The sequence below is a fragment of the Marinobacterium sp. BA1 genome (genome assembly GCF_041155135.1).
GTDB lineage: Bacteria > Pseudomonadota > Gammaproteobacteria > Pseudomonadales > Balneatricaceae > Marinobacterium > Marinobacterium iners.
This window is the reverse complement of the sequence record NZ_BAAFHC010000001.1, coordinates 297,186-322,768: the sequence shown is the minus strand read 5'-3', so window position 1 is coordinate 322,768 and position 25,583 is coordinate 297,186. Positions and strand designations below refer to the sequence as shown.

Annotated in this window: 23 protein-coding genes and 3 tRNA genes; 12 read left to right on the top strand and 14 right to left on the bottom strand. The window is 56.2% G+C overall.

The features are described 5' to 3' along the window. Nucleotides 1-48 precede the first annotated feature (48 nt). From ACAM29_RS01540 to recQ, 4 genes are all read right to left on the bottom strand, one after another. Complete coding sequence (locus ACAM29_RS01540) at nucleotides 49-1,380, bottom strand: KamA family radical SAM protein (RefSeq protein ID WP_369622965.1); 1,332 nt, start codon at nucleotides 1,378-1,380, stop codon at nucleotides 49-51. 279 nt (nucleotides 1,381-1,659) lie between these two features. Further along, nucleotides 1,660-2,460, bottom strand: a complete 801-nt coding sequence (locus tag ACAM29_RS01535) for a hypothetical protein (protein ID WP_091825061.1) — start codon at nucleotides 2,458-2,460, stop codon at nucleotides 1,660-1,662. A 7-nt stretch (nucleotides 2,461-2,467) separates the two neighbouring features. Then, nucleotides 2,468-2,893 (bottom strand): YqaA family protein, encoded by a 426-nt coding sequence (locus ACAM29_RS01530; protein ID WP_369622964.1) that lies wholly within the window; start codon nucleotides 2,891-2,893, stop codon nucleotides 2,468-2,470. Then, on the bottom strand, nucleotides 2,890-5,028 hold the full coding sequence (recQ, locus tag ACAM29_RS01525; RefSeq protein ID WP_369622963.1) for a DNA helicase RecQ: 2,139 nt from the start codon (nucleotides 5,026-5,028) through the stop codon (nucleotides 2,890-2,892). Before recQ ends, ACAM29_RS01530 begins: the two co-directional genes overlap by 4 nt. A gap of 121 nt (nucleotides 5,029-5,149) precedes the next feature. On the opposite strand from recQ, the gene ACAM29_RS01520 reads away from it, so the two are divergent. After that, complete coding sequence (locus tag ACAM29_RS01520) at nucleotides 5,150-5,719, top strand: YecA family protein (RefSeq protein WP_369622962.1); 570 nt, start codon at nucleotides 5,150-5,152, stop codon at nucleotides 5,717-5,719. Between the two features lie 60 nt (nucleotides 5,720-5,779). Here ACAM29_RS01520 and ACAM29_RS01515 read toward each other — a convergent pair whose 3' ends face one another. The 4 genes from ACAM29_RS01515 to ACAM29_RS01500 form a co-directional block, all read right to left on the bottom strand. Continuing rightward, nucleotides 5,780-6,244 (bottom strand): glycine zipper 2TM domain-containing protein, encoded by a 465-nt coding sequence (locus ACAM29_RS01515; protein ID WP_091825056.1) that lies wholly within the window; start codon nucleotides 6,242-6,244, stop codon nucleotides 5,780-5,782. A gap of 11 nt (nucleotides 6,245-6,255) precedes the next feature. Next, a complete protein-coding gene (locus ACAM29_RS01510; RefSeq protein WP_369622961.1) occupies nucleotides 6,256-7,371 on the bottom strand; it encodes a phosphatidylserine/phosphatidylglycerophosphate/cardiolipin synthase family protein in 1,116 nt (371 codons plus the stop codon). Between the two features lie 14 nt (nucleotides 7,372-7,385). Next, entirely contained in the window at nucleotides 7,386-9,179 is a 1,794-nt protein-coding gene (locus ACAM29_RS01505) for an ABC transporter ATP-binding protein (RefSeq protein WP_206835157.1), read from the bottom strand. Between the two features lie 108 nt (nucleotides 9,180-9,287). After that, nucleotides 9,288-9,533, bottom strand: a complete 246-nt coding sequence (locus tag ACAM29_RS01500; protein WP_354469114.1) for a DUF465 domain-containing protein — start codon at nucleotides 9,531-9,533, stop codon at nucleotides 9,288-9,290. A 101-nt stretch (nucleotides 9,534-9,634) separates the two neighbouring features. Here ACAM29_RS01500 and ACAM29_RS01495 point away from each other — a divergent pair, with 101 nt between their 5' ends. Both ACAM29_RS01495 and aroA read left to right on the top strand, forming a co-directional pair. Further along, the gene (locus tag ACAM29_RS01495; RefSeq protein WP_369622960.1) at nucleotides 9,635-10,144 is read left to right on the top strand and encodes a methylated-DNA--[protein]-cysteine S-methyltransferase; all 510 of its coding nucleotides are present in this window, start codon (nucleotides 9,635-9,637) and stop codon (nucleotides 10,142-10,144) included. A gap of 85 nt (nucleotides 10,145-10,229) precedes the next feature. Then, nucleotides 10,230-11,510, top strand: a complete 1,281-nt coding sequence (gene aroA, locus ACAM29_RS01490; RefSeq protein WP_369622959.1) for a 3-phosphoshikimate 1-carboxyvinyltransferase — start codon at nucleotides 10,230-10,232, stop codon at nucleotides 11,508-11,510. A gap of 40 nt (nucleotides 11,511-11,550) precedes the next feature. On the opposite strand, the gene ACAM29_RS01485 is transcribed toward aroA, so the two are convergent. Both ACAM29_RS01485 and ACAM29_RS01480 read right to left on the bottom strand, forming a co-directional pair. Next, the gene (locus tag ACAM29_RS01485; protein WP_091825041.1) at nucleotides 11,551-11,871 is read right to left on the bottom strand and encodes a BolA family transcriptional regulator; all 321 of its coding nucleotides are present in this window, start codon (nucleotides 11,869-11,871) and stop codon (nucleotides 11,551-11,553) included. A 15-nt stretch (nucleotides 11,872-11,886) separates the two neighbouring features. Then, nucleotides 11,887-13,191 (bottom strand): DUF3422 family protein, encoded by a 1,305-nt coding sequence (locus ACAM29_RS01480; RefSeq protein WP_369622958.1) that lies wholly within the window; start codon nucleotides 13,189-13,191, stop codon nucleotides 11,887-11,889. A gap of 124 nt (nucleotides 13,192-13,315) precedes the next feature. Here ACAM29_RS01480 and ACAM29_RS01475 point away from each other — a divergent pair, with 124 nt between their 5' ends. Then, the gene (locus tag ACAM29_RS01475; protein WP_369622957.1) at nucleotides 13,316-13,981 is read left to right on the top strand and encodes a hypothetical protein; all 666 of its coding nucleotides are present in this window, start codon (nucleotides 13,316-13,318) and stop codon (nucleotides 13,979-13,981) included. Between the two features lie 5 nt (nucleotides 13,982-13,986). Here ACAM29_RS01475 and ACAM29_RS01470 read toward each other — a convergent pair whose 3' ends face one another. Genes ACAM29_RS01470 through ACAM29_RS01460 form a run of 3 tightly spaced genes read right to left on the bottom strand, consistent with a single transcriptional unit; the run spans nucleotide 13,987 to nucleotide 19,483 of the window. Continuing rightward, complete coding sequence (locus ACAM29_RS01470) at nucleotides 13,987-17,418, bottom strand: SbcC/MukB-like Walker B domain-containing protein (RefSeq protein ID WP_206835167.1); 3,432 nt, start codon at nucleotides 17,416-17,418, stop codon at nucleotides 13,987-13,989. After that, nucleotides 17,415-18,083, bottom strand: coding sequence for a DUF4194 domain-containing protein (locus tag ACAM29_RS01465; protein WP_091825031.1), 669 nt, complete (start codon nucleotides 18,081-18,083; stop codon nucleotides 17,415-17,417). Before ACAM29_RS01465 ends, ACAM29_RS01470 begins: the two co-directional genes overlap by 4 nt. Further along, on the bottom strand, nucleotides 18,083-19,483 hold the full coding sequence (locus ACAM29_RS01460) for a Wadjet anti-phage system protein JetA family protein (protein WP_206835171.1): 1,401 nt from the start codon (nucleotides 19,481-19,483) through the stop codon (nucleotides 18,083-18,085). Before ACAM29_RS01460 ends, ACAM29_RS01465 begins: the two co-directional genes overlap by 1 nt. A 236-nt stretch (nucleotides 19,484-19,719) precedes the next feature. On the opposite strand from ACAM29_RS01460, the gene ACAM29_RS01455 reads away from it, so the two are divergent. From ACAM29_RS01455 to ACAM29_RS01425, 7 genes are all read left to right on the top strand, one after another. Further along, nucleotides 19,720-19,795 (top strand) — tRNA-Asn (locus ACAM29_RS01455). A gap of 24 nt (nucleotides 19,796-19,819) precedes the next feature. After that, nucleotides 19,820-19,895: transfer RNA gene (locus ACAM29_RS01450), tRNA-Asn, on the top strand. 7 nt (nucleotides 19,896-19,902) lie between these two features. Then, a tRNA-Pro gene (locus tag ACAM29_RS01445) sits at nucleotides 19,903-19,979 on the top strand. 83 nt (nucleotides 19,980-20,062) lie between these two features. Continuing rightward, entirely contained in the window at nucleotides 20,063-21,001 is a 939-nt protein-coding gene (locus tag ACAM29_RS01440; protein ID WP_206835173.1) for an AEC family transporter, read from the top strand. 67 nt (nucleotides 21,002-21,068) lie between these two features. Further along, complete coding sequence (locus ACAM29_RS01435; RefSeq protein ID WP_369622956.1) at nucleotides 21,069-22,310, top strand: glycosyltransferase; 1,242 nt, start codon at nucleotides 21,069-21,071, stop codon at nucleotides 22,308-22,310. Between the two features lie 6 nt (nucleotides 22,311-22,316). After that, entirely contained in the window at nucleotides 22,317-23,090 is a 774-nt protein-coding gene (locus ACAM29_RS01430) for an ABC transporter ATP-binding protein (protein WP_206835176.1), read from the top strand. A gap of 67 nt (nucleotides 23,091-23,157) precedes the next feature. Next, complete coding sequence (locus ACAM29_RS01425) at nucleotides 23,158-23,538, top strand: rhodanese-like domain-containing protein (protein WP_206835178.1); 381 nt, start codon at nucleotides 23,158-23,160, stop codon at nucleotides 23,536-23,538. Here ACAM29_RS01425 and ACAM29_RS01420 read toward each other — a convergent pair. After that, the gene (locus tag ACAM29_RS01420; RefSeq protein WP_369622955.1) at nucleotides 23,510-24,472 is read right to left on the bottom strand and encodes a LysR family transcriptional regulator; all 963 of its coding nucleotides are present in this window, start codon (nucleotides 24,470-24,472) and stop codon (nucleotides 23,510-23,512) included. The genes ACAM29_RS01425 and ACAM29_RS01420 overlap by 29 nt on opposite strands. Nucleotides 24,473-24,582: 110 nt before the next feature. Here ACAM29_RS01420 and ACAM29_RS01415 point away from each other — a divergent pair, with 110 nt between their 5' ends. After that, on the top strand, nucleotides 24,583-25,521 hold the full coding sequence (locus ACAM29_RS01415) for a sodium-dependent bicarbonate transport family permease (protein WP_369622954.1): 939 nt from the start codon (nucleotides 24,583-24,585) through the stop codon (nucleotides 25,519-25,521). The last annotated feature ends 62 nt before the right edge of the window (nucleotides 25,522-25,583 follow it).

The window sequence follows — 25,583 nt, the reverse complement described above, 5'->3', positions numbered from 1 at the left end:
AAAAGGCTGCCTGTAGGCAGCCTTTTATTGATGTTCACAACAGATCGATTACTCTTCGAAGAAGAATTTATCTTCACCGAACGCCGGCTTGAGATGGTTCAACCAGGTGGCGTTTTCATCGTAGGCGGCGAAAAACGGACGCTGCACCCAATCCGGATTGCGACCCTGAATGAAGCGCAGCACAAACACCTTCTCACCATTGATTTCAGTCACGCCCTGAATCTCGACTTTGCCCGGTGTCGCTGACATGGACGGGCCGCGTGCGGTACGGGCGATACCACTAACCTGTTTCATGGCATCACGGTAGGTGTTCCAGGCCTGTGCCAACGGTACTTCGAAGTAGTGCTGAGCACCGGTGTCACGCTCGACAAACATGTAGTACGGCTGAATACCCATCTCTACCTGTGTCTGCCACATTCTTGCCCAGTCATCTGCTTCGGTGTTGATGTGGTTGAGCAGTGGGCCCTGGCTGCGGATATGTGCACCGGTTTCACGGATGCGTGCCACCGCCTGACGGTGAATATCGGTTTCCATCTCGCGCCAGTGGTTGTAATGCGCCATAAAGGCCAAATGCTTTCCTGCGGCGATGATGTCACGGAACAGTGCCATCAAGTCATCGCTGTCCTCATCCGTGACAAAGCGGTAAGGCCAGAAGGTCAGTGCCTTGGAGCCGATACGAATAGTGCGGATATGGTCAAATTCCGGTTCCAGCAGTGGATCCAGATAGGCACGCAGGTTTTTGGTTTTCATCACCATGGGATCGCCCCCGGTGATCAGTACATCGGTCACTTCAGGGTGTTCTCGCAGGTAATCACACAGCTGCCCTGATTCCTTGGCCGCGATTTTCAGTGACTGGTCACCGACAAACTGCGCCCAGCGGAAACAGAAAGTGCAGTAGCTGTGACAGACCTGACCGGAGCTGGGGAAGAACAATACGGTCTGGCCATACTTATGCTGGATGCCGTTGACCGGCTCGCCGTTCACTCGTGGAATGTTCTGTTCCAGCTGACCCGCCGGATGCGGATTCAACGCCTGACGTACCTCATCGACCACGCGCTTGATCTCGGTCTTGTCACCTGCTTCCAGCGCCGCCTCCACCGCCTCATAATGCTCGGGCTTGAGCATGCCGCGCTGAGGGAAGGTTAGCTGAAACATGGGGTCGTTGATCGCATCATCCCAGTTGATAAGTTGATCGATCACATAGTTATTGACTCGAAACGGCAGAACGGATGCAACCACTTCCATCTCATGCCTGAGTTGGGATGGAAGTCGTTGCAACTGCGGAATCTGCGCCAGATGACGGGCCGTGTAGACTTTAAAAGCGGGGGCTATATCGGCCTCGGTGGCCTGGATTAGGTTGATAGGCGTTTGTGAATTCATGGGCTCCCTTGCAAGCTTGATAGGATTCAACAGTCAGCTTCAAAGCCTGAAGCAACTGTGTGTAAAACAGATGAATGGGAGCATCCAGAAGCAGTGGCCATGACACCAGCCACCAAGAGGACAAAGGTCCGTTGTAACGGGCATTTGCACAAGAAAGATTGCACACACGAAAAGCAGCAAAAAGGGCGTAAAAAAACGCCAAAAACCGCGATAAACCCGCTAATTATCCTCCAAATCCTGAATGCAGAAGACGGATTGTCCTACAGGGGACTGCAGGGGTCAAGAACGTGGCTCGGCCGGAGCCGCAAGCCAATTAATCTCAATCGCGGTCGCCGCTCCCACCACCACATGCTCCAGACTGGGTGGCAGCAACGCCCAGCCCGGCGATACCTGCACCCTGCCGCCCATGATTTCGGCTCGGGTTTGTGGAAACAACGGCACCTTGGTCGGGTCGGCATAGCCATCCGGCCAGAGTGGTTCGGTCGTTTCGGCATTGTACTTGTCACTGGCGCCCAGCGTATGCAGGAATTCGTGCGTTGCAATCAGGTTGTTGCGTCCCTGGTAGTCAACCCCCGCATAACCGTTTACCAGTCCTATCAGCCCACGCTGAAGCCCCAACGAATGGCGCATACCAACCTCGTTATGCGGCAGGTGAAAGTTCATGAAGACGCGGGCATCGACCTCATCATCCGACAGAGTGTCATTGAATACGACCCAAACCTGCATTTTGAGCGACCACCAGATCGCATCCAGAATGCTGGGGTGCTCAGGAACCTGAGGGGGGATGGATTCAACCTGTGGCGCCAGTTGCACCCGTACCGGTTGCTCCAGCGGCAAACGGTATCGAGAAGCTTCACGATTGAAAAACAGCTCGATATCCTGAAACTGCTCAACGCGCAGCTGATCGATCCAGGCCTGGGTCAAGGCTTCGCCATCCGCATTGACCGGATAGATGGCAAGGCGCACCGGTTGATGCCACCAGACTTCGTTGCTGCGGCTGAACCAGACGTTGGCCAACAGCAGCAGGAGAATCAACAGCAGAAACAGCTGGATACCATATAGCAGTGACGTTTTGCTCATCCGAATCTCAACTGAAAATTCCGATGATGACAGCATAGCGCAGCAGCTTGCCCAGTGTAATGGCGACAAGACTGGCAAACAGATTGACCCTAAGCCAGCCAGCCACGAAGCAAAGCGGGTCACCCACCACTGGCAGCCAGGCCAGCAGCAACACCAGCGCTCCATAGCGCTCGATCCAGTGTCTGGCACGCTGATGCTCGGGCTTGTCCAACGCACGCAGAGGAAAACGATGCGCTACCCAGTACCCCATGCCCCAGGTAATCAGGCTGCCCAGCACATTGCCAACGGTTGCCATAAGTAGCAGTAACCACAATGAATGCTCGCCGGAAGCAACCAGCCAGGCCAACAGGGCTTCAGAACCACCGGGCAGTAGAGTGGATGAGATCAGCGCACTGAGAAACAGCCCCAGAGGATTCAGCAGCAGCTCGCTCACATACTCAGCCCTTGCCGAATACAGCGCAAAAGGCCGTACTCATACTGCCCTGCCAGCGCCTCATGTACCGCCTTGAGTGAATCACCAAACTGTTGCTGACAAAAAAGCATGGTTTTCTCGATTTCAGCGCGCTCACCGGCTGGCAGCTCAATCACCTCGTCTACGCTGATCTTGCGCTCGCGGATCGCATGGGCCAAGTGACCATAGATGACATTGATTGAAAGCTTCTGCTGCCGCGCCACCTGCTCAACAGTCATGCCGGAGCGATACAGAAGCAGTGACTCTTCCGCCTGTGCCTGTTGACTATTGGAGGGCTCATCCTGAAATTCGGCAATCAACTCCAGGAAGGGCTGACCATACAGGTCCAGCTTGCGTTCTCCCACTCCGCTCAGACGACGCATCTGCTCTCCGGTAAGCGGTCGATACAGCACCATCTCCATCAGGGTTGCATCATGAAAGATGACATAGGGCGGTACATCCTGCTCCTGAGCCAATTGGCGCCGCAGAGCGCGCAACGCTTCCCAGAGACGATGCTCGGCCGGATCAAGTTTCTGCTGCGTGGCCGAGGAACGGCTGCCGCCCGTGCGCTTGCCGGCAGCACTGGACACTTTCAAATCGCGGCGCAGTTCCAGCGTTTCCTCACCTTTCAGTAACGGCCGGCAACGATCACTCAAATGCAGTACACCAAACCCTTGCGGGTCCACATTCAGGTAACCCCGCGCCACCAGCTGCCGAAATACCGAACGCCACTGCTGTTGATCCAGGTCCTTGCCGATGCCCCATACTGACAACTGCTCATGCCCACGCTGGCGAGTTTTGTCACTGGATTGGCCACGCAGGATATCGATGACGTAGTTGACCCCATATTGCTGACTGCTGCGGTACACCGCCGACAGGGCCTTGCGTGCCGCTTCAGTACCATCCCAGACCGGTACCGGCTCCAGACAGGTATCGCAGTTGCCGCAAGGCTGGTGTGCATTTTCACCAAAGTAACTCAACAGGGCCTGACGCCGGCAGGTGGTGATTTCACACAGCCCCAGCATCGCTTCCAGCTTCTGCCGCTCGACCTGCTTCTGGGCCGCTTCCGCCTGCGAACCTTCCAGCATCTGGCGCAGAAAAATCACATCCTGCAGCCCATACACCATCCAGGCATTCGCCGGCAGACCATCCCGGCCGGCGCGTCCGGTTTCCTGGTAGTAGGCTTCGATTGAACGCGGCAGATCAAGATGCGCCACAAACCGCACATTGGGCTTGTCGATCCCCATGCCGAAGGCGATGGTGGCCACCATAATGATCGATTCTTCAGTCAGAAAGCGGTGCTGGTGATGCTGGCGCAGTTTTGCGTCCAGCCCGGCGTGATAAGGCAACGCATTGAAGCCACGTTCGCACAGCCAGGCGGCGGTTTCCTCTACCCGCTTACGTGACAGGCAGTACACCACACCCACATCCTGCGGATGTTCATCGCGGATAAAACGCAGTAACTGCTCCCGTGCCCGGTCCTTCTGGCCGATACGGTAACGAATGTTAGGGCGGTCAAAGCCACAGACAAAGGCAGCGGCGTCGGTCAATGCCAGCCGATCGATGATTTCCTGGCGAGTACGTGCATCAGCGGTTGCCGTCAGCGCAATGCGCGGCACCCCGGGAAACAGTTCACGCAATTCGTTCAGTTGCATGTACTCGGGACGGAAGTCATGCCCCCACTGAGATACGCAGTGGGCTTCATCGATGGCAAAAAGTGCCACACGACACTGACTCAGCAGCTGACGAGTGCGCGGCTGCTGCAAGCGCTCGGGGGCAACATAGAGCAGATCGAGTTGACCGTTGCGCAAAGCCGCTTCAGTCTGCTGCAGCTCATCAAGGGTCATGGCGGAGTTGAGACAGCCGGCACGTATGCCCAGTTGTGACAGGGCGCTGACCTGATCATGCATCAGGGCTATCAGGGGCGAAATCACGACCCCACAGCCTTCGCGTACCAGTGCCGGCAGTTGATAGCAGAGTGACTTGCCGCCCCCCGTGGGCATTACCACCAGTGCATCGCGGCCATTTATCAGGGTTTCAACCACAGCTTCCTGCGGGTGGCGAAAGGACTCGAAGCCGAATACATCGGCCAGTATTTGTCGGGCGCGCTCTATCATGGCCGGCATTATCCGCGATCACTGGCATGAAGTCATCCACAGCCATACCCCCGGGGCACGCTTCAGGGTAGAATCATCCGTTGACCTGAACTTGCGGATGCTGTGAACCATGAATGCGAACATGCCTGCCCTGATTACCGAAGAGGAACTGGACCGTCTGGAGGAATTTCTGTTCTCTGATGCCGTGTCCGACGAAGCCCTGGACCTGATCGGCGCCCACGGCTTTCTCTGCGCCCTGAACATCAGCCCCGAACCCGTTGCCGAATCCGAGTGGCTGGAACAGCTGTTCGACGGTGAACCCGAATGGGCCAATGCTGAAGAAAAAACCGAAATTCTGGCACTGCTACGCAAGCTGTACCAGACCATCGGCAACGACCTGTACAACGATCAGGAGATTCTGCTCCCCTGCGAACTGAGTCTTGAACCTGAAGATGACGAAGAGCTGACCGAGCTGACCATCTGGGCCCAATCCTTTATGGAGGGCGTGTTCCTGAAGGAAGAACAGTGGTTCGGTGCGGATGAAGAAACCGTAGCAGGCCTGCTGTTGCCGATTATGGTGGCCTCAGACCTGTTTGAAGACGAAGAGATCCGTGACATCAGCCAAGACCGTGCGCTACGTGAAGAGATGTGCGTGCAGATCCCTGAAGTCCTGATCGACCTCTACCTGCATTTCCACGCCCCGGAAAAATGATTTCGGTTCACTGATCCGCGGGCAGGCCGGGCGCAGCGCCCGGCCATATTTACCTGTGCTTCAGTAGGTCACACGCAGTGAACTGCCCTGCCCCAGCACTCTGATACGATCACCCGGACGGAAAAACTGTCCGTTATCCACTTCCTGTACGACAGAGACCACACGGCCAGAGTCCAGGCGGATGGTCAACTCCTGTCCTTGCCGGGTCGTGGCAGACTTTTCGATTCTTTGCCCCACCAGACCACCGGCAACAGCCCCGACCACCGTGGCCAAAGTCCGCCCACTGCCGCCACCAATCTGATTGCCGGCAATACCGCCAACAACAGCACCGGTACCGGCACCCACAACGCCATCGTCACGTCCTTCGATCACCACCGGCGTCACTGACTCGATAGTGCCATATTGAACTGTTTGAGCCTGACGCACCTGATCACGACTGTAGCTTGTGCCATACAGCCCCTGCTGGGCGCACCCGCTCAAAAGACTGGCAGTGAGCACGGTCGTTAGAATAATGGCTTTATTCATGACACTCTCCGTTATCTGATCTTCAATACCAGTTGACTCAACAGTGCCCAGACAAGTTCTTTCGCCTTGCGATACCATGGGCGACGTGACCACTCTTCAGCTGTCACTTCGTGACATTGCTCCATGTCGACATTGATCAGCTGTTCCACCTGAGCCGTCAGCTCAGGGTTCTCTATCTCTATATTAGCCTCTAAATTCCAGCGCAGGTTCCAATGATCGAGATTACAGGACCCCAATGATACCCAGTCATCAACCAACCCCACCTTGGCATGCAGGAAGCGCGGTTGATATTCGTAAATTCGCACACCCGCATTGAGAAGACGCCGGTAGTAACGCTTTGAGGCATGATAGACCCAGAACTGATCTGTGTAAGGCCCCGCCACGATCATGCGCACATCCACCCCTCGTCGCGCCGCACGACGCAGTGCCGTGCGAATCGACAGAGAGGGCAGAAAGTAGGCGGTTTCAAGCCAGACACGGTGTCGAGCACCATTTACCTGATTGAGAAAGGCAACTTTAATATCCTGCTGGTACAGCCCCTGCACGGTGGTTACACGCATTCGAGCATCACCCACTTCAGGCTGAGCAGAAGGTGGAGACAGCGCCTGGCCACTACAGCGCAACCAAAGACGGTTGTAAAGGCACGCCAGATCCTCGACCACTGGCCCCTGAACCTCGCACATGATCTCATGCCAGGGGCAGCCCGTACGTTGAGAAAGCCAGTATTCATCGGCCAGACCGGCTCCACCGATGAATGCCTTATGCTCATCCACCAATAACAGCTTACGGTGATCACGAGCAAAGTTGCGAGTCCATTTAGACAGTTGCAACGGATTGTACAGGACCAGTTGAACGCCCCCTGCCCGGAGCCGCTCACGGTCAGCCCGGGCCAGATGTCGACCGCCAAAACCATCGATCAACAAGCGAACATCAACACCCCGCAACACCGCATCAGTGAGCGCCTGAATGAATCGATCCAGAATTTTGCCTGAGCTGACCATATAGAACTCCAGCCTCAGGCTGGAGTGGGCCTGTTCAATAGCCTCCAGCATCTGTGGGAAAAAGCACTCCCCATCCACCATCAGCGAGACCCGATTGCCACCACGCCACTCAAAGCGCTGCCGCATCGACCTTCCTCATTTCAGAGCTGGCGCTGACCATAAAGCTTCGCATACAGCCCTTGTTGGTCAAGCAGTTCATCATGACTGCCCTGTTCGATAACCTTTCCATCTTCAAAGACATAGACCTTATCCGCCTGACGTACCGCACTGAGGCGATGCGCCACAATCACGGTGGTACGGCCACTGAGAAACTCGGACATGGCCCGATGCAGGGCAAACTCGGTCTGGGTATCCAGAGCCGAGGTCGCCTCATCGAGAATGACCACCGCCGGATCGGTCAGCACCATACGCGCAATCGCCAGACGCTGGCGCTGGCCGCCGGAAAGCCGAACTCCCTGACGCCCCACCATGGTATGCAGCCCCTGTTCCAGCCCGATGACAAAGTCTTTCAACTGGGCAACATCCAGCGCCTGCCATAGAGCATCATCTGAAATGTCACGCCCCAGCGTCAGGTTATCACGTACAGAACCGTTAAACAGAGCCGGCTGCTGCAGTACCGTGGAGACATGCTCACGCACCCGCTCCAACCCGATCCGTTGCACCGAAACCCCATCAAAACAGACATCACCCTGCTGTGGTGGATACAACCCAAGCAGCACCTGTACCAGCGTGGATTTGCCGCCACCACTGGCACCGACCAGCGCCACCTTCTGCCCCGCCGGAATATCCAGGCTGATGCCGCGCAGCACCTCCTGCCCCGGATAATAACTGAAATGAACATCACGCAGACTGATGGAAACCGTTTTGCGGGACTCAAAGGGGTTCTCTAGCTGTGGATATCGCGGCTCCAGATTCAGAGCCAGCAATCGATTGACCCGCTCCAGCGCTGCCCGCGCACCAAACCAGGCGTACTGCATGCCCAGAATTTCCTGCACCGGCCCCATCATGAACCAGAGATAACCGAAAACGGCCATCATCTGCCCCACAGACAGGTCAGAAAACACTACCATCAGCATGGAAACGGCACGGAACAGATCCACCCCGACCATGAACAACATGAAACTGAAGCGGTTAGCAGCATCAGAACGCCATTCAAAACTGGAGGAGTGATTGCGCACCTGTCTGGCGCGCTCAATCAGCTGCTGCAGATAATGCTGCTCACGATTGGCTGCACGGATCTGCTGGATCGCATCCAGAGTCTCGGTCAGAGCCCCCTGAAACAGCTCATAGGCTGAATTTTCCCGCGCCTTGAGATGCTTTACCCGTTTGCCTACGGCCATCGTCAGCCAGATGACAAAGGGGTTAAGAAACAGAATAAACAGTGCCAGCTGCCAATGCATCCAGAGCAGAATCACGGCGGTACCGATAATCGATAGCACAGCTACCAGAAAGCGGCTAACCGAACTGCCGACAAAGCGATCAACCGTATCCAGGTCCGTGACAAAGTGGGATGCCACGCTGCCGCTGCCCAGCGTTTCGTACTCGGCCATGGAGATCCGCTGCAACCGTTCGAGCAAACCGGCGCGTATGTGATAGATCACATCCTTGGAGATGATCGTAAACTGGCGTGCCTGCAGCACGTTAAGCCCCAGAGAGAGCAGTCGCAGCAGGACCGTCAAGACCAGAACCGACCCAATGTACAGGGGTGGTCCCTGCCAGGATTCAGAAAACAGGTTGTTGACGGTGGCAACCACAACTCCGGGCTGCTCCAGCAGCACCTCATCAACCAGAAGCGGCATTAACAGAGGCAAGGGCACACTCAAGGTGGCCGCCAGGATGGCAATCAGATTGGCCAGTATCAACTCACGGCGGTGGCGCAGTGCAATATTGAAGATGTAGCGCCAGTCATAACTGGATGGTGAAGTGGCAGACACCCGAAACTCCCTATCGACAGACCTGTAGTTGCACTACAAATGTACGCCGCCCGCGCAAAGAAAAACACCCGCGATCAGCGGGTGTTTTCAGCGACTGGTTCGGCGTTATCAGTTGCCGGCGTCTTTCAACATTGCGTACAGCTGATCTTTCAACTGCAGACGCTTCAGCTTGTACTCTTCTTCCGTGCGAGTCGAAACCGGAAGGGTTTCCGCTTCCATCTGTTCCACTTCCTTGGTGATCACATGATATTCGTCGAACAGCTTGGCAAAATGCGCGTTTTCCATCTTCAGAGTGTGAATCTGATCACGGTATTCGGGCAGCTCATGGACGAGATCATGGTGTTCAATAGTCATCAACATATTTCCTGAGGTTGTTGTCACGGTACAGTTTCACTATCCTTCAGGCATAATAGGTTTTCCATGACAGGCGTCAATAGCTATTCGCGGGGGCCCACATGATCCACACACTTGTCCTTGCTGACACCCCGGTCGGGCCCCTGACGCTGCAGGCCGATGCCAAAGGCCTGTGCAGAATCGATTTTGGTCAGCGCAGCACCTCTCAAAACCCTGAGCACCCTGTCCTGCAGGCAGCCGCCAGCCAGCTTGAAGCCTACTTTGCCGGCCGGCTAAAGCAGTTTGATTTGCCGCTGGCCCCCGTAGGCACCGCCTTTCAGGAACAGGTATGGAACCAACTGCTCAATATTCCCTGGGGACAAACCCGCAGCTATGGCGAGATCGCTGCGGCACTGGGCAAGCCCGGTGCATCACGTGCCGTGGGGCTGGCCAACAACCGCAACCCGCTATCCATCATCATTCCCTGCCATCGAGTGATTGGCAGCGGCGGCGAGTTGACCGGGTATGGCGGTGGCCTCACACACAAGATCCGCCTGCTTGAGCTAGAGCAGCTCGTAATACAACCCGCCGAATTGCTTGAGCGCGCTCGCGTCATCCGTAAACCGGCGTAATCGGCCCTCCGAGGACTCGACCTTGACCGGGATACAGGGTAGTTTATGCACCCCACTCCCAGTGTTTAAAGTGAAGCTGCCTCAGATGGATACCCTGACCCTGCAGCCGCTGGCCCAAGCCAACGGTGACGTTCAGATTCCGGGCTCGAAGAGCCTCTCCAACCGCATTCTGCTGCTGGCCGCACTGGCCGAGGGCAGTACTCGTATCACTAACCTGCTCGACAGTGATGACGTGCGCCATATGTTGAACGCACTCAAGGCACTGGGCGTAAGCTATCAATTGGCGGATGACCGCCGCAGCTGTGAGCTGGACGGCTTGGGGCAGGCATTCAAGGCAGAACAGGCATTGGAGCTGTTTCTGGGTAACGCCGGTACCGCCATGCGTCCTCTCTGTGCAGCACTTTGCGCCAGCGAAGGCAGCTTTACCCTGAGCGGTGAGCCACGCATGTATGAGCGGCCAATTGCCGACTTGGTGGATGCCCTGCTGCCGCTGGGTGCTGATATCGAATATCTGGGCGAGCCGGGTTACCCCCCCCTGCGGATCAACGCCAAAGGCTTGAAGGGTGGCGAAGTCAGTATTCGCGGCAACATCTCCAGCCAGTTCCTGACCGCTCTGTTGATGGCGGCGCCCCTTGCCGAGGGAGATCTAAGCATTCAGGTAGAGGGCGAGCTTGTCTCCAAGCCCTATATCGACATTACCCTGCACACCATGGCGCTGTTTGGCGTAGAGGTGGAAAACCACGACTACCAGCGTTTCGTGGTACGCGCCGGTCAACAGTATCTCTCACCGGGTGAAGTGATGGTGGAAGGTGATGCCTCTTCAGCCTCCTACTTTCTGGCCGCTGCCGCAATCGCCGGTGGCACCGTGCGAGTTTACGGCGTTGGCGCCGACAGCGTTCAGGGTGACAAGGCCTTTGCCGAAGTACTGGGCAAGATGGGGGCGCAGGTCAGCTATGGCCCGACCTGGATTGAAGTGACGCGGGGCGAGCTCAACGGCGTTGATCTGGACCTGAACGCCATTCCCGATGCCGCCATGACCATTGCCACCACAGCGTTGTTTGCCAAGGGCCCAACAGCCATTCGCAATGTCTACAACTGGCGCGTCAAGGAAACCGACCGTCTCAGCGCCATGGCAACTGAGCTGCGTAAGGTCGGGGCGGAAGTGGTCGAAGGTGAAGACTTTATCGAAATCACGCCACCGGCACAGATTCAGAGCGCCGCCATCGATACCTATGATGACCACCGCATGGCGATGTGTTTCTCGCTGGCTGCCTTTGGCGATGCGCCGATCACCATCAATGACCCAGGCTGCACCCGCAAAACCTTCCCGGAATACTTCGAGCTGTTCCGCCGCATCACGGCCTGATGCATACAGCTTGGGCACGGCTTCAGCGTGCCCAAGCGGTTTAGCCCTTATCCGCCTTGGAACCACCCATGCAGTTGGGTGACTCCGGTACCTCACCATTGCGCTGCTGCCACTCTTCAGGTGTATGCAGGTGTAACGCCAGTGCATGGATCGGGTTCTGCATCAACTCGGCCACCAGCCCATATACCAGCTGATGGCGCTGCACCAACCGCTTGCCGGCAAAGTCAGGGCTGACCAGTACCAGCTTGAAATGACTTTCGGTTGCCGGGCCGGAATGCATATGGCTCTCGTTTTCCAGCGCAAACCGTTCAACCTGCATGCCGGCATTGACCAGCTCTTCAATACGTTCCGCAACGCTCATCTACAACTCCAGGACTCACTGATCACGCAGACGATCCTTGCGTGCCAGCTTGATAAAATGATGGTGGATACGGCGCGTGGCCAGCCAGACACTGAAGGCAACCACCGGCACCGAAATGCCGATTGCCAGTGACTTGTCCAGCGGTACACCTGCATCGTACAGCGCTTCAAACAGATACTTCAGCAGCCCGATCAGGTAGTAGCTGATCGCCACCACGGACAGCCCCTCTACCGTATGCTGCATCATCAACTGAATGCGAGAGCGACGGTCCATGGAGCTGAGCAGCTGCTGGTTCTGCTGCTGAATACCCAGTTCCACTCGCGTGCGCATCATATCAGACACACGATCCACCCGCCGCGACAGATCCTCCAATCGTTCACTGCTCGCCTGACACGTCCGCACAGCAGGCGTCAGACGACGGGTAAGAAACTCGGTAATCGTGAGATGACCTGACACCTCATCCTCACGCAACGCATCCAGGCGCGTCAACACCAGTTCATGGTATGCCTTGGTGGCGCCGAAGCGAAAGGTTGAACGTGCACGCCATGACTCGATACTGGCAGCCATTTCGATCAGGTCGGCCAGCAACTCTCGCTCATTGACTTCACCTTCCCCGGCCAGTTGCTGAGTCAGTTCGGCGAGCCGAGCATCCATTTTGACCAGCTCGGGTGATACCGTACGTGCCAGCGGCAGAGCCAGCAATGCCATCAAGCGGTAGGTCTCAATCTCCATCAGACGCTGAGTCAGACGGCCAAGCTGACTGTCACTCATCTGTTTGTTGACCACCATCAGGCGACCAAAGCCATCCGAATGCAGCTGAAAACTGGCCCAGACCCGCGCATCACCATCCTGCGGGCTGCTGCCGACCAGGCGCATTTCCTCGAATGCCTGCTTCACCTGCGGCAGACTCGGCTCCGGCCCCTGCCGGGCATCTTCAATGCTGACATGAAACGCCGCCACAACCTGCCCCGGCAGAGCTTCAATCCAGCCCTCGGGCAACGGGGTCAGACCGGTTACGTCAAAGGGACCACTGCCCTCGGGAATATCCAGATTAACGAAAGTGAAGGTAGTAAATTCGGTGTGCTGCTCCAGGCGCATGCGAAAGGTACCGCAATCATATTCATAGCAGTTGCGATCCCCCTGCTCGACCGGGCAACCAAACAGGGCATACAGCTGTTGCAGGTGCTCATGCTGCGCCTGACGGTCAGCTTCATTGCACAGCAGTGCCATATGAGTGACGCGCGCCGGACTGGGAATGACCTGAAACGGCCGTGAATGCAGCTCATCGTACAACAGCGAACGCAGTGGGTGGATATTCATGGGCCTGTCTTTATATGCCAAAAATCTAACATTAAAGAATTCTGCCGCCGCAGGCCAGTGGCTCGCATCGTCAATTGTGGTCGGTTTGCTTTATACTTGTGACCTGATGTGAGTGCAGGTGACCATGATTATTCGCGTATTGCCCCAGCTGGAAAGTCGAGAGGAATGGTTGGCGTTTTGTCGCCGCGAGACACCCTATTGCCTGATCGACCAGCCAAGCTGCCTGGTCGACTTTCAGACCCACTTTCTGCAGTTGACCCTGTTCGAAACCGTGCCTGAAGTACGCTACACACTGGGCTCACGCCGCACTATGGAACCCGCCTGGCAACTGATCAAGGGCTGTAACTGGAGCCTGACCCGGCTTATCGAAGGGCTGGCCTCACTGGATTTTGGCAGTAACGTACGAGACAACGGACTGCTGGGCCTTGGTGGCGACCTTAGCGCACGTCGCTCATTCCCCCGGGATCGGCACCTGCACAGCCCCGCCAGCAGCCGCCTGCTCCCTCCCTTGAAGCAACTGCCACAACAGTGGAACAGCCACACGCTGAGCTGCCTGCTGGCCAACGAGCAGTTTCGAGATTGGCGCGACGAGCAGGAGGAAGCGAGCCTGAGTGCGGCAGGTATTTTGCTGGATATGCTGGACCAACCCGAACAGTGGAGCGGTCGCCCATTTGGTCCACGCCTGCAGTTGCTCTATCGCAATCAGGTACTAACCAGCCTGATTCCTGCACTGGACAGGCAGCCTTCAGAACCAACGCGGCGAGGACTGCTGGCAGCCCCGCCCCGCTGATCGATTCAAGGCGTCAAAGACGCCTCTTCCATTTCAGCGGCTTCAGCCGCCATGATCTTGTAGGGGTGATCGGACGCCAGCAGCTCCTTGCCCTGCTCTGTCGGGAACTCCACATCCAGATCAACAATACGGCCATCGCGGCAAACGTTGATGATCGTATCCATGCAGGACGACAACAACGAGTACTTCTCATCCGGCGCGGCGATGATAGTCTGCAGGCCCAAATCCGACATGAAGCCCAATGACGTCACCGTGTTCTCGGAGTCAAGTTTGTTGAACGCCTCATCGAAGACGGACAGACTCATGCCGCCCACCGGACGGCCATCACCACCTTCCTTGAGGCGGTAAGTTGCACCCAATGCAGCCGCCATGGCCACATAGAACGGTACCTGATGCTCACCACCGGAGCCGGTCTTGATACGCTGCGTCAGGGTCGTCTTGCGATTACCTTGCAGGTCTTTTACCACCAGCTCGAAGTTGTAGAAGTTGCGGTAGTCCTGCAGCAGACTGCTTTCGCCTTCATCGCGCAGCACATCGTGGATCTTGTTCAACGCCTCGCGGTGGGTATTATCACCCTGATGCTGAATATCGAACAGGGTGCCCACGTTGGCCTGATCCAGACGGGTATAGGCCTCGACCAGCTCCAGAATGTCCTTCAGCTCCGGGTTAGGCATCATCTCGAAGCTGTACATCTCTTGATGGAACGGACGGTTCTTCAGGTGACTGTTAAGTTCACGGATCAAGTCCTTGATCTTGTTGATCTGGTCATTCAGGTGCGCCACAAAGTCTGAGCGGAAGGCAGTCTCGGCTTCCAAACGGGCACGTTCGGCCTTCTTGGTATACTCGGCCAGCTCGGAGTCACGCAGCGCCTGCACTGTCTTGTTGACGTAGAACTCCAGATCTTCATGAGTGGAGTCGGCACTGATATTATCCAACTCCTGATGGCTCATGCCACCGCCGTGATAGCGCGCCTTGTACTGGGCCACGGCATCACGCACGGCGTTTTTCTTTTTCTCGTGCAGCTGCAGTTCTGACTGTGCTTTCTTGGCTGCCTCAAAAATGATGCGCTCCAGCTCCCCGCCACAGCTTTCATCCAAATAGTCGCGCTTTTCCTGCGCCGACTGGGCATCAAAGTGGGGTTTTTCCTCGCACAGCGTACGTGCCTGAGCGTGTTCCACCAGCTCCTGCTCCAGCACTTCAAGGGCCGCATTGTCCTTGATCATGCCGGTACGTACCTTCTGCAGCTTGTCCATCAGGGTTTTCTGACGGGCTTCCACCTGCTTCTGGCTGTCGGCCAGCTCGGCAATGCGCTGCTGGATCCCGCTGTCATCATGGTTACGCAGATCAACAACCGCCTGCTCGTAGCCCTGTATTTCGCTGCTGAGCTGCTCACGCTGATTGACCAGATCGAACACGCTTTCGGTGACCTGAGTCAGGCCCGACGTCATGCTGATCAAGGCATCACGCAGCTTTTCCAGAGACTCGTGACGCTTGCCCAGGGTGGTGAACTCCGCGATCAGCTCATCAACCTGACGCCCTTGCACTTCGAGCTGATCCTGACGGCGACGGATACCCATAATCGGGCTCAGCTCATTGATGGAAGTGGTTGAACCTTCGGTCTGCAGCATGCAGTCGTAGGTCAAAGCCCGCTCCTGACGCAGCAGTTCCTGCTCGGTTTCCACCGCCATCACGCCACCCAGAGCACGGTTAAGGTAGGCCTGGGCGTGTTCGTTGTCGGTATCGATAAACTGTGCCAGTGAGCCCGGTTTGCTGCGGTGCAGCCAGTCACCTGACTTGGTGGTATTGATGATTCGGCAGCCCTTGAGATGACGCCCCTTGCGTCGGTAAAGGGTGATCGCTTCCTTGACCCTATCCGGTGCCACCACCAGTGCTTCGCGGCGTGCGCCCAGGAAGGACTCAATGGCGATACGCCACTTGTCATCATTGATGTCGGCCAGCTCGCATATCGGAGTGGAATCGATACCATACTCGCTCAGCAGCTCCATTAGCTCACGGGTATTGTGACGGATGGGCGCACGCCCCTGCTGCAGCTGTTCCACCGCACTTTTCTGGTTCTGGATCAGGCTGCGCAGGTCGTTAATACGGATTACCGACTCCTCATAGCGGCGCGAGATCGCCTTGCGCACGCTGTCGACCTGCCCCTTGAGCTCGCTGATCACCTTATCCACACTGACCGGCTCAGACGGCCAGGCATCAGCCAGCATGTTTTCACCGGAGCGCCAAAGCTCAACCGAACGCTCCACCAGCGGCTTGAAATCATCCGGCAGCAGATCGTTGTAGTTGGCAAAACTCACGGTGGTACGCAGCAGATTGTAGGCCTGCTGGATCTTGTCCTTGACCACGTTCTGCTCGTGCTGACGTGCCTTGACGGTGGATTCCAGGGCATTGATCTTGTGGGCCGAGTCGCTGCTGTTCAGCTCGGCACGCGCATCGGCCAGATCCTGCATCGCCTGATTCAGTCGCGCACTGTTTTCTTCCAGCTCCTGCTGCAGCTTTTCTTCCTGCTCACTGTAGGCTTCCAGCCGCTCGGCGGCATCTTCCTTGCGCAGATCCGCCTGCTCAAAACGGCCTTCGTGAACGACCCACTCATATTCAACCGCATTTTTCACGTTGCGGCTGATGCCGTTGCACAGCTCCTGCGCCTTCTCCAGCTCGGCAATGCGGTTGGAGACCTCCAGCGTCTTCTGCTCCATCGCGCGGTATTCATCCAGCGACTTGCGGAAAGCGCCAACATGTACGATGTTTTCGTCCAGCACGAATTCACGAATAAAGCGTGTCGGGCTGTCGATCGGCACAAATTTCAGCGCGTTCTTGAAGTTTTTGACGAACTTGTCGTCATCATTCGGCATCTGCGCATCATGGCTCAGGTGCGTCACCATATCGCGGATAAAGCGATTGGCTCGTTTTTCCAGAACCATCTCCGGGCACTGCTTGAGCAGGCTGTCACGCACCTCGTTCCAGGGGCGCGGCATGCGGCCATTGCCTTCCTTGACCGAGAAGTCATCAAGCGACACGGAAAACTCAGGCAGAATAAACCGGCCCAGTACATCCTCTTCCGCACTGGCGGTCGATGCACTGATGGCAATACCAATACAGCTTTCTTTCGCGGTTTCGGTATCGAAGAAGCTGAGCGCCATGTAGGTCAGCGAGTCTTCGCGGGCGGTGGCCTTCTTGCCGTTATCATCCATGAAGCCCAGACAGTAGGTACGCAGAGAGCGCTCGCTCTTCTCACCGGCCGAGGCGTTGAAGCTCAGGTGGCGCTTGTGGCCGCCCATGAGTATCGTCTGGATTGCGTCCAGCAGGGATGACTTGCCCGAACCGTTGGGGCCGACAATCGCCACATTACCCTTGATCGGAATCTCGACTGCGCCCAGCACATACCAGTTGACCAGTACAATCCGGTTTAGCTGCTTCATGCGGGCTTCTCCTCAGTCTCGGGGGTTGGCGTGTCAGGAAGGTCAACCGGTTCGATATCTTCAGGCTCCTGCTGATCACGAATGTCGGTGTCGCACAGTGCTTCCAGCTGGCCAATATAGTCTTCCACCACCACCTGACGGATGGTCGGATTGATCTTCAGTGGAATGTTTTTAGGATCAGTTTCATCCTGCTTGCCACGCTCAATCAGGCCATGGCGGGTAAACAGGGAGATGATCTCCTTGAGACGCGTCTCGTTGGGAATCTCCTTGCCGGTCAGGTTGCTGAACAGGCGCAGCAGCTCGTCTGTACTGGTGTAGGCCTTGCCGCCTTCCACCTCAAAGCTTTCCAGTTTCTGCTCGTACTGCTGACGCAGGCAGAGCATCAGCAGCGACTCGTCCAGCTTCAGACGCAGCACACGCTCTTCACCCTGCGGCAGAATACCCAGATAGGCTTCATCTGGCTGATACACCAGACTCCAGCCAATGGCCGCAAACAGGTTACGAAAATACTCCGTATTGCCGGCAATGAGAAAATAGCTGTCACGGTGTACCGGCCGGTCCGCATAGAGAAACTGATTGCTCAGCAGCTGGTTGGCGGCACGGATGAAGTCATCGGCGTCATGCTGTTCATTGCGGGAGACGATTTTCTGCAGATCACCAAGCATTAGCTGTTCCTGTGGATAACAAAACCACGACACTCCACCATTCCGGAGACGTTAACGTAGTTGTCTTCAAATTGAATTCGATAGCGCTGCCGCATCCGCTGTGCCTTCTTGCCCAGCGAGTTGAAGTGGCGCACGTAACTGAAGCAGATGTAGTCCTCCACCGTACCGATCCGAAAATCGGTGGCCCTCAGCTGGTCGCGGCCGGCAAGCTGGCTCTCCAGGTAGGTTTCGATACGATCCACATTGACCTCGCGCCGCTCTTTCCACTCCTTGAACAGACGCCGCAACTCCAGCACGGAGGGGTCGATCTCTTTCTGGGTGATGATGCGCGGCTGAGCCTCTACCCGGCGGCGTACCGGTGCGCGTACACTGGCAGGTGAAATAAAGCCCACCTCATCCAGCGTAGTGAGCGGCGGAATGACCTTTTCCGGCAGGTTGCCCACCGCCGCAATCAGGCGCGACAAGCGCGCTGCCATACCCGGTGTGGTCTTGTCCATGTAGCGAACGGTATCCGCTACCCGCTTCTCCAGCTGGTAGCGGAAATCGTCAATGGCGGCCAGGCGCTGATCCACTGACTCAAAGATCCGGATAATGCGGTTGATATGCTGGTGCACCTGCGCTTCGGCAACGTCGTATGACATATCCAGCTGCATCTGATAATGCTCTGCAAGCTGCTGCAGTTTGAGCGGATCGAACTGCAGGTCACGCAGCATGGAGAGAATCTGACGGCGAAAGCGGAACGGGTTGTTACGGGTTTTCAGCGTCTTGTAGTCGGAAACCAGTATCTGCTCAACAAAACGGTCAAAGAAACCGCGCACGATCTCCTGCGGGTTATTGCTGGCCGACAGGTTCATCTTCAGCTCACGCAGGCCCAACATCATGTCAGTCAAATGGGCACTGAAATCCGCCGCCGTCTGGGCCGCTTCAGACAGCGTGATACCTCGTCCCAGAGGGTCACTGATGGCCGACTCCAGCGAACTGAGCACGTTCAGTACGGCACCGCCGTAGCTGCGTTTTTCCAGCCGGGCGATGCTGACCAGCGAGCGCAGCAGGTAGCTGACTGAAGGTGAAAGCAGTACATAGGTACGGTAAACCTTCTGTTCCTCTTCCAGCCAGCCGGTCTGGACCAAACGCCGATAGATGCGGTTGGTGTACTCGGCACTGGAACGAGGCGGCTCTGCGCCTGCATCTTCGCCGGGCTCTGCCTCCCAGCGACGCACACCCAGCCGCACCACGGCATTCTCGATGCTGGAACGCACCAGATCCCGTGGAATAAAGGGATCGATCAGATCCTCGTCAAAAAAGAGATCTGCCAGCTCCAGCAGCACCGACTGATACACCTGCCGGTTCTGCCCCGAGAGCGGGAGAAATATGTCTTCAGGAAGCTTGTTGAAAAGCACTGATCCGTCCAGTTATACGCCGATTCCGATAGCAGGCTATGTTAGCGAAAAACTGGCAGGGAGATAAGGGGAATTACAGCGCTCTGTCCGTACTACAAAACCCGCCCTCTACTTACACACGTCTTCTGCCAAACACCATGAATTATCCCCTTGATACAAAAAGGAATAATAATTTAGCCAAAGGGCTTGACGGTACAGGGTCTCATCACTAATATACGCCCCCACAGTTCAGGTGTTCCTCGATAGCTCAGTTGGTAGAGCAGTAGACTGTTAATCTATTGGTCGCTGGTTCGAGTCCAGCTCGAGGAGCCAAATATCTGATCTGTGAATCGGTTTTCCTCGATAGCTCAGTTGGTAGAGCAGTAGACTGTTAATCTATTGGTCGCTGGTTCGAGTCCAGCTCGAGGAGCCACCGAAGTCGGAGTGTAGCGCAGTTTGGTAGCGCATCTGGTTTGGGACCAGAGGGTCGGGGGTTCGAATCCCTCCACTCCGACCATCCTTATATTGTCCCGGTTTTCCCGCATATTACCTTCGTCATAAATCTGTATACTGGCCGCCTCTTAAGGAGGAGCCGATACCATGACGGACGTTTTATCCATTACCGCACCGATTTTCATCATCATTGGCTTTGGTTATCTGGCGGTCAAATCCGGCCTGATGCCACGGGAAGCGATGCCCTTGTTGGGGCGATTTGTACTCTATTTCACTTTGCCCGCCCTGATTTTCGGCACTCTGTCGCAGATGCAGGTAAGCGAAGTTATCCAGTTTGACTTCCTGACCATTTATGCCATTGGCTCCCTTGGCGCACTGCTGGGCGGTATCGCCCTTAACCGGCTTATTTTCAATACCGATCTGGCCGAGGCCAGTGTTCGCGGCATGGGGATGTCAGCATCCAACAGCGCCTTTATTGGCTACCCCGTTTTACTGCAGGTATTTGGTTCAGCCCCCACCCAGCCTTTCACCATGGCACTGCTGGTGGAAAACATCCTGATTTTGCCGCTGGCCCTTATTCTGATCGAGTATGGCAAGCGCGATACCGGTACTGGCGAGCCTTTGTTACAGGTTTGGCGCCGCATTTTCATGCGCATTTTGCGCAGCCCCTTGATCATTGCCATTCTGGCCGGCCTGATCTGTGCCAGCCTGCAGCTGTCGATACCGTCCGCGCTGGACCGCAGCCTGGAGATGCTGGCCATGGCTTCAGTGGGCACAGCGCTGTTTGTAATCGGCGGCTCTCTGGTCGGCACGCGCGTCAATGACAGCCTTGGCAGTATCAGCCTGGTCGCTGCAGGCAAGCTTCTGCTACACCCATTGCTGATGCTGTTGCTGGTTATGCTCTGGCGCGACTTTGATCCGCAGCTTGAAAAGGCTGTCATACTCGCCGCAGCGATGCCGATGCTGAGCGTATTCCCGATCATAGGCGGCAACTACGGGTATGGTCGTCAGTGCGCAGGTATGTTGCTGGTCACCACCGCACTTTCCTTTATTACCCTGACCCTCATTCTGGCGCTGATGGGGTAATGGTTTTATGCAGTGGTAATATGAACACTCACATCCAGCCCGATTGCTGCACAGGTTTTTATTGTTCATGAATGTTCTTGTTGTTGGTTATGTTTGGCCCGAGCCTGCTTCCAGTGCCGCAGGCTACCGCATGCTGGCCCTGCTCGATGCCTTCCGGGATCAAGGCTGGACAGTGACTTTTGCCAGTCCTGCTGAAAAAAGCATCCACCGCGCCAACCTGCCCGCTCGCGGTATCAACGAAGTCAACATCGCACTGAACTGCTCCAGCTTTGATGACTTCATCCGTGTCCTGCAGCCCGACCTGGTGATGTTTGATCGTTTCATGATGGAGGAGCAGTTCGGCTGGCGGGTGGAAAAACACTGCCCCGAGGCCATTCGTCTGCTGGATACCGAAGACCTTTCCTGCCTGCGCCATGCACGTCATCAGGCCTGTAAACACAGCGGTGAAGTCAGCCTGACGGTCGGCCCTGACCTGCTGTTCTCGGATCATGCCAAACGCGAGGTTGCCGCCATTTTGCGCAGTGATCTGACGCTTATGATTTCCCGGGCCGAAATCGAGCTGCTGACGTCAACATTCAAGGTCGACCCTGCCCTGCTTCACTACAGCCCTTTCATGCTGCCACCTCTAAACAGAAAAGAAACGGAGCAGCTGCCAACCTTCGAGCAGCGAGAACACTTTCTGGCCATCGGCAACTTCCGTCACGCCCCTAACTGGGACGCCATCCTGTGGCTCAAACAATCCATCTGGCCACTTGTTCGTCAACAGTTGCCGCAGGCCGAGCTGCATATATATGGCGCCTACCCTCCCCCAAAGGCAACGGCACTGCACAATCCGAAACAGGGCTTTCTGGTAAAGGGCTGGGCAGAAGACGCCCATGAAGTGATGCGCAAGGCGCGGATTAATCTGGCGCCACTGCGCTTTGGCGCAGGCCTGAAAGGCAAACTGGTAGACGCTCTGGCCTGTGGCACACCCTCTGTGACTACATCTGTAGGTGCCGAAGGAATGGCTGATACTGATACCTGGCCGGCACCTGTAGCAGATGATGCCGAAGCGTTTTCGACTACCGCCGTTGCATTATACCGGGATGCGCCACAATGGAGAGCATGCCAGCAGCAAGGCTTTGAGCTACACGACCGCCACTTTCAGTTCCAGCGCCATGCCGATGCGCTGATATCACGCCTTAACCTACTCAGAGCCGACCTTGAACAGCACCGACTGGACAATTTTACCGGTGCCATGCTGCGTCACCATACTCTGAAAAGCACTCAATATATGGCACAGTGGATCGAAGCCAAACAGCGCAAGTGAGCCCACATGATTGATATCCAGGATGTAACCGTTTACCAGCAACAGACACCGGTATTACAGCACTTCTCCCTACGGGTGGAGCGCGGTGAGCGCGTCGCCATTCTCGGCCCGAACGGAGCCGGCAAGAGCACATTGCTCAAACTGATCAGCCGCGAACTATACCCCGTGGTGCGCGACGGCAGCCATGTGCGGCTCTACGGCAGCGAAAGCGTCAACCTGTGGGAGTTGCGCAGCCGTATTGGTTTCGTCTCGCATGAATTGCAAGAGGATTACACACCCTATACCCGCTCTCTGGATGTCATCCTGTCCGGGTTGTTCGGCGCGATCGGGCAGCACGATCACCTGCAGGCCTCTGATGAGCAGCGTCAAAGAGCCATCGGCCTGTTACAGCAGATCGGACTGATTGACCAGGAGCAGCAGATGTTTCAACGCCTCTCCACTGGCCAGAAACGTCGGTTGCTGCTGGCCAGAGCACTGATTCATCAACCCGAAGCTCTGATTCTGGACGAGCCAGCAAACGGCCTCGATATGGGCGCCGCAGCACTTATGCTAAGACAGATGCGACAATTTTGTCAGCAGAATGGCTCCATGCTGATCGCAACCCACCATGTGGACGAGATTATTCCTGAAATTGAGCGCGTGGTATTGCTGTCACAAGGTACAGTGGTTGCGGACGGCCCGAAAGAAGAAGTACTGACTGGCGCCAACCTTTCAGCGCTGTACCAAACACCGTTGGAAATCAGCGAACAAAATGGCTGGTACCGGCTCTGGCATTGTTGATGGCATTATGTATTAATAAAATCTAATATAAATGCAAAACTGATGCACAACCTTACAGGAGCTACAAATGAAAACAGCCCATGATTTGGTAATGGCCGCCAAGGAAAATATCACTGAAGTCAGCGTCGAACATGCTGACGAAGCCATTAGAGCCGCCGATCTTCTGGTTGATGTGCGCGAGCCGGATGAATACCAGAGCGGCCATCTTTCAGGTGCCATCAACATTCCACGCGGCCTGCTGGAATTCAAGTTCAGCAACGACGAGTCGCTCAACGCTCGCGATCTCAATATCGTCATCTATTGCAAGAACAGCGGTCGCGCAGCCCTCAGCGCCAAAAGTCTGGCTGAGATGGGATACCTGCACGTTACCTCCATCACCGGTGGCATTGAGGCTTGGCAGGCCGCTGACAAACCCGTTGTTACGCCCACTCTTCCCGAGTTTGACTGAACAGCCGCTCGATCTCGTTACAGACGTACTCTGCCGGCAACCACTGCTCCAGTGAGCCGGCAGCATAATCGAGAAACCCCCGCGCAGCGTGTGGCAGACGCCGGTCACGTCGAATAATGAAGTGCCAGTGACTGTCGAGCGGAAACTGCTGCAACGGCAACACTTCAATGCCCGGGTGCTGCAGCGGCAGCACATGACGCGACACCACTGCCAACCCCATACCTGAAGAAACACCCACGCGAATTGCTTCATTACTGGCCATCTGCAGCGTATCGGATAACTGCACACCCTGCGCATGCAGCCAGCTCTCGAACAACATGCGAGTGGCCGAGCCAGGTTCACGCAACAGGAACCGCTCATGTTTGAGATCGTGAATGGATAGCTGTGCCTTCTGCACCAAAGGGTAGTGCTGAGGGGCAATCATAACCAGTGGATTGCGCAAAAACCGTGCTGCAACGGCCTGCTCCAGTGCTGGCGGATGACTGAACACATAAACGTCATCCAACTGTTGTTCAAAACGCTGCAGCAACTGCTGACGGTTACCGATCTCAAGAGTTAGATCCACCTCTGGAAACGCCTGGCTGTAAGGGCCGAGCAATCGTGGCAGCACATACTGCGCCGTGTTCACCAGTGCAATACTGAAGCGTCCGCGGTGACCACCTCTAAGCTCTGACAGATAGTCGGCAAAATCTTCAAATCGGCCGGTGACATCCAATGCCGAGCGATACAGCTCTCGTCCCACATCGGTCAGCTCCAACCCCTTGTTACCTGTCCTCAACAAGGGTTCGCCCACCGTTTCGGTCAGCCTTTTAAGTTGCTGGGATACTGTCGGCTGACTAAGGTGAAGCTGATGGGCTGCCGCCGTCACCGAGCCGGTGCGCACAACAGCCACGTATACTTCCAGCAGTCGAAACGTCAAATGCCTGAGTCGCACGGACACACCTATGTATAGATAATTATCTATACATAGTTCACCAAGAATTAATTAGATTCAATACTCTTTCAACGGCACAATTCGCGCAAGATTCAGAGACGGAGCCAATCATGCCTGATATTGTTGTGATGTTTTTTCTGCTCGGCGTTGTTGCCGGGCTGGTCAAATCCGACCTGACCATCCCCAAAGCCGCCTACGACACTCTCAGCCTGCTGTTGATGCTGACAATCGGCCTCAAGGGCGGCATGGGACTGCACGGCAACCTCAGTTGGCAACTGGTGCCTGAGATGCTGCTGGTCATGGTAATCGGTGCACTGATTCCACTATTGCTGTTTCCGCTGTTGCGCAAGCTGATCGGTCTGTCGCTGGCGGACAGTGCCAGCATCAGTGCACATTACGGCTCGGTAAGCGCCGGTACCTTTGCCGTCGCGCTGGCGTTTGCTGAAACCCACCAGCTCACAATCGGCCCGGAAGTCACGCTTTACCTGGTGCTGCTGGAACTGCCCGCGATCATGGTGGGCCTGGCGCTGTATCGCAAATTTGCCGCCGACAGCAATACCGGCTCACGCACCAGCCTGCTGCATGAGACCCTCACCAACCGAGGCGTCATTCTGTTGGCCGGCGGCGTGATCATCGGTTACCTCTATGGCCCGATGGAAGGCGCCTCGGTAACTGACCTGTTTACCAATGCCTTCAAGGCGGTACTGGCCCTGTTCCTGCTGGAGATGGGGTTGACGGCTGCCGAAACACTGCGCCCAATCCCTCTTAAGCACTGGCGCCTGCTGGCCTTTGCCTGCTGTGCACCTTTACTGCTGTCACTGTTTGGTCTGGGCGCAGCCATGGCGCTTGAGCTGCCGAGCGGCAGCGCCCTGATTCTGGCCAGCTTGACGGCAAGCGCCTCCTACATCGCGGCGCCGGCTGCTATCCGAGCCGCTATTCCGGAAGCCAATATTGGCCTGGCCATGCTGGCATCACTGGGCTTCACCTTCCCCTTCAACGTGATTATCGGTATCCCGCTATACCACCAGATGAGCCTGGCACTGCTGTGATATACAACCCGAAAGATCTGTGTAATGCTCTGAACATGAAGGTAATCTGCTCAAGAGACAGA

Excerpts from the sequence above, each read along its gene's own strand:
- ACAM29_RS01540 (WP_369622965.1), bottom strand. The coding sequence starts at position 1,380 with ATGAATTCACAAACGCCTATCAACCTAATCCAGGCCACCGAGGCCGAT.
- ACAM29_RS01535 (WP_091825061.1), bottom strand. The coding sequence starts at position 2,460 with ATGAGCAAAACGTCACTGCTATATGGTATCCAGCTGTTTCTGCTGTTG.
- recQ (WP_369622963.1), bottom strand. The coding sequence starts at position 5,028 with ATGATAGAGCGCGCCCGACAAATACTGGCCGATGTATTCGGCTTCGAG.
- ACAM29_RS01520 (WP_369622962.1), top strand. The coding sequence starts at position 5,150 with ATGCCTGCCCTGATTACCGAAGAGGAACTGGACCGTCTGGAGGAATTT.
- ACAM29_RS01515 (WP_091825056.1), bottom strand. The coding sequence starts at position 6,244 with ATGAATAAAGCCATTATTCTAACGACCGTGCTCACTGCCAGTCTTTTG.
- ACAM29_RS01510 (WP_369622961.1), bottom strand. The coding sequence starts at position 7,371 with ATGCGGCAGCGCTTTGAGTGGCGTGGTGGCAATCGGGTCTCGCTGATG.
- ACAM29_RS01500 (WP_354469114.1), bottom strand. The coding sequence starts at position 9,533 with ATGACTATTGAACACCATGATCTCGTCCATGAGCTGCCCGAATACCGT.
- ACAM29_RS01495 (WP_369622960.1), top strand. The coding sequence starts at position 9,635 with ATGATCCACACACTTGTCCTTGCTGACACCCCGGTCGGGCCCCTGACG.
- aroA (WP_369622959.1), top strand. The coding sequence starts at position 10,230 with ATGGATACCCTGACCCTGCAGCCGCTGGCCCAAGCCAACGGTGACGTT.
- ACAM29_RS01485 (WP_091825041.1), bottom strand. The coding sequence starts at position 11,871 with ATGAGCGTTGCGGAACGTATTGAAGAGCTGGTCAATGCCGGCATGCAG.
- ACAM29_RS01480 (WP_369622958.1), bottom strand. The coding sequence starts at position 13,191 with ATGAATATCCACCCACTGCGTTCGCTGTTGTACGATGAGCTGCATTCA.
- ACAM29_RS01475 (WP_369622957.1), top strand. The coding sequence starts at position 13,316 with ATGATTATTCGCGTATTGCCCCAGCTGGAAAGTCGAGAGGAATGGTTG.
- ACAM29_RS01470 (WP_206835167.1), bottom strand. The coding sequence starts at position 17,418 with ATGAAGCAGCTAAACCGGATTGTACTGGTCAACTGGTATGTGCTGGGC.
- ACAM29_RS01465 (WP_091825031.1), bottom strand. The coding sequence starts at position 18,083 with ATGCTTGGTGATCTGCAGAAAATCGTCTCCCGCAATGAACAGCATGAC.
- ACAM29_RS01440 (WP_206835173.1), top strand. The coding sequence starts at position 20,063 with ATGACGGACGTTTTATCCATTACCGCACCGATTTTCATCATCATTGGC.
- ACAM29_RS01435 (WP_369622956.1), top strand. The coding sequence starts at position 21,069 with ATGAATGTTCTTGTTGTTGGTTATGTTTGGCCCGAGCCTGCTTCCAGT.
- ACAM29_RS01430 (WP_206835176.1), top strand. The coding sequence starts at position 22,317 with ATGATTGATATCCAGGATGTAACCGTTTACCAGCAACAGACACCGGTA.
- ACAM29_RS01425 (WP_206835178.1), top strand. The coding sequence starts at position 23,158 with ATGAAAACAGCCCATGATTTGGTAATGGCCGCCAAGGAAAATATCACT.
- ACAM29_RS01415 (WP_369622954.1), top strand. The coding sequence starts at position 24,583 with ATGCCTGATATTGTTGTGATGTTTTTTCTGCTCGGCGTTGTTGCCGGG.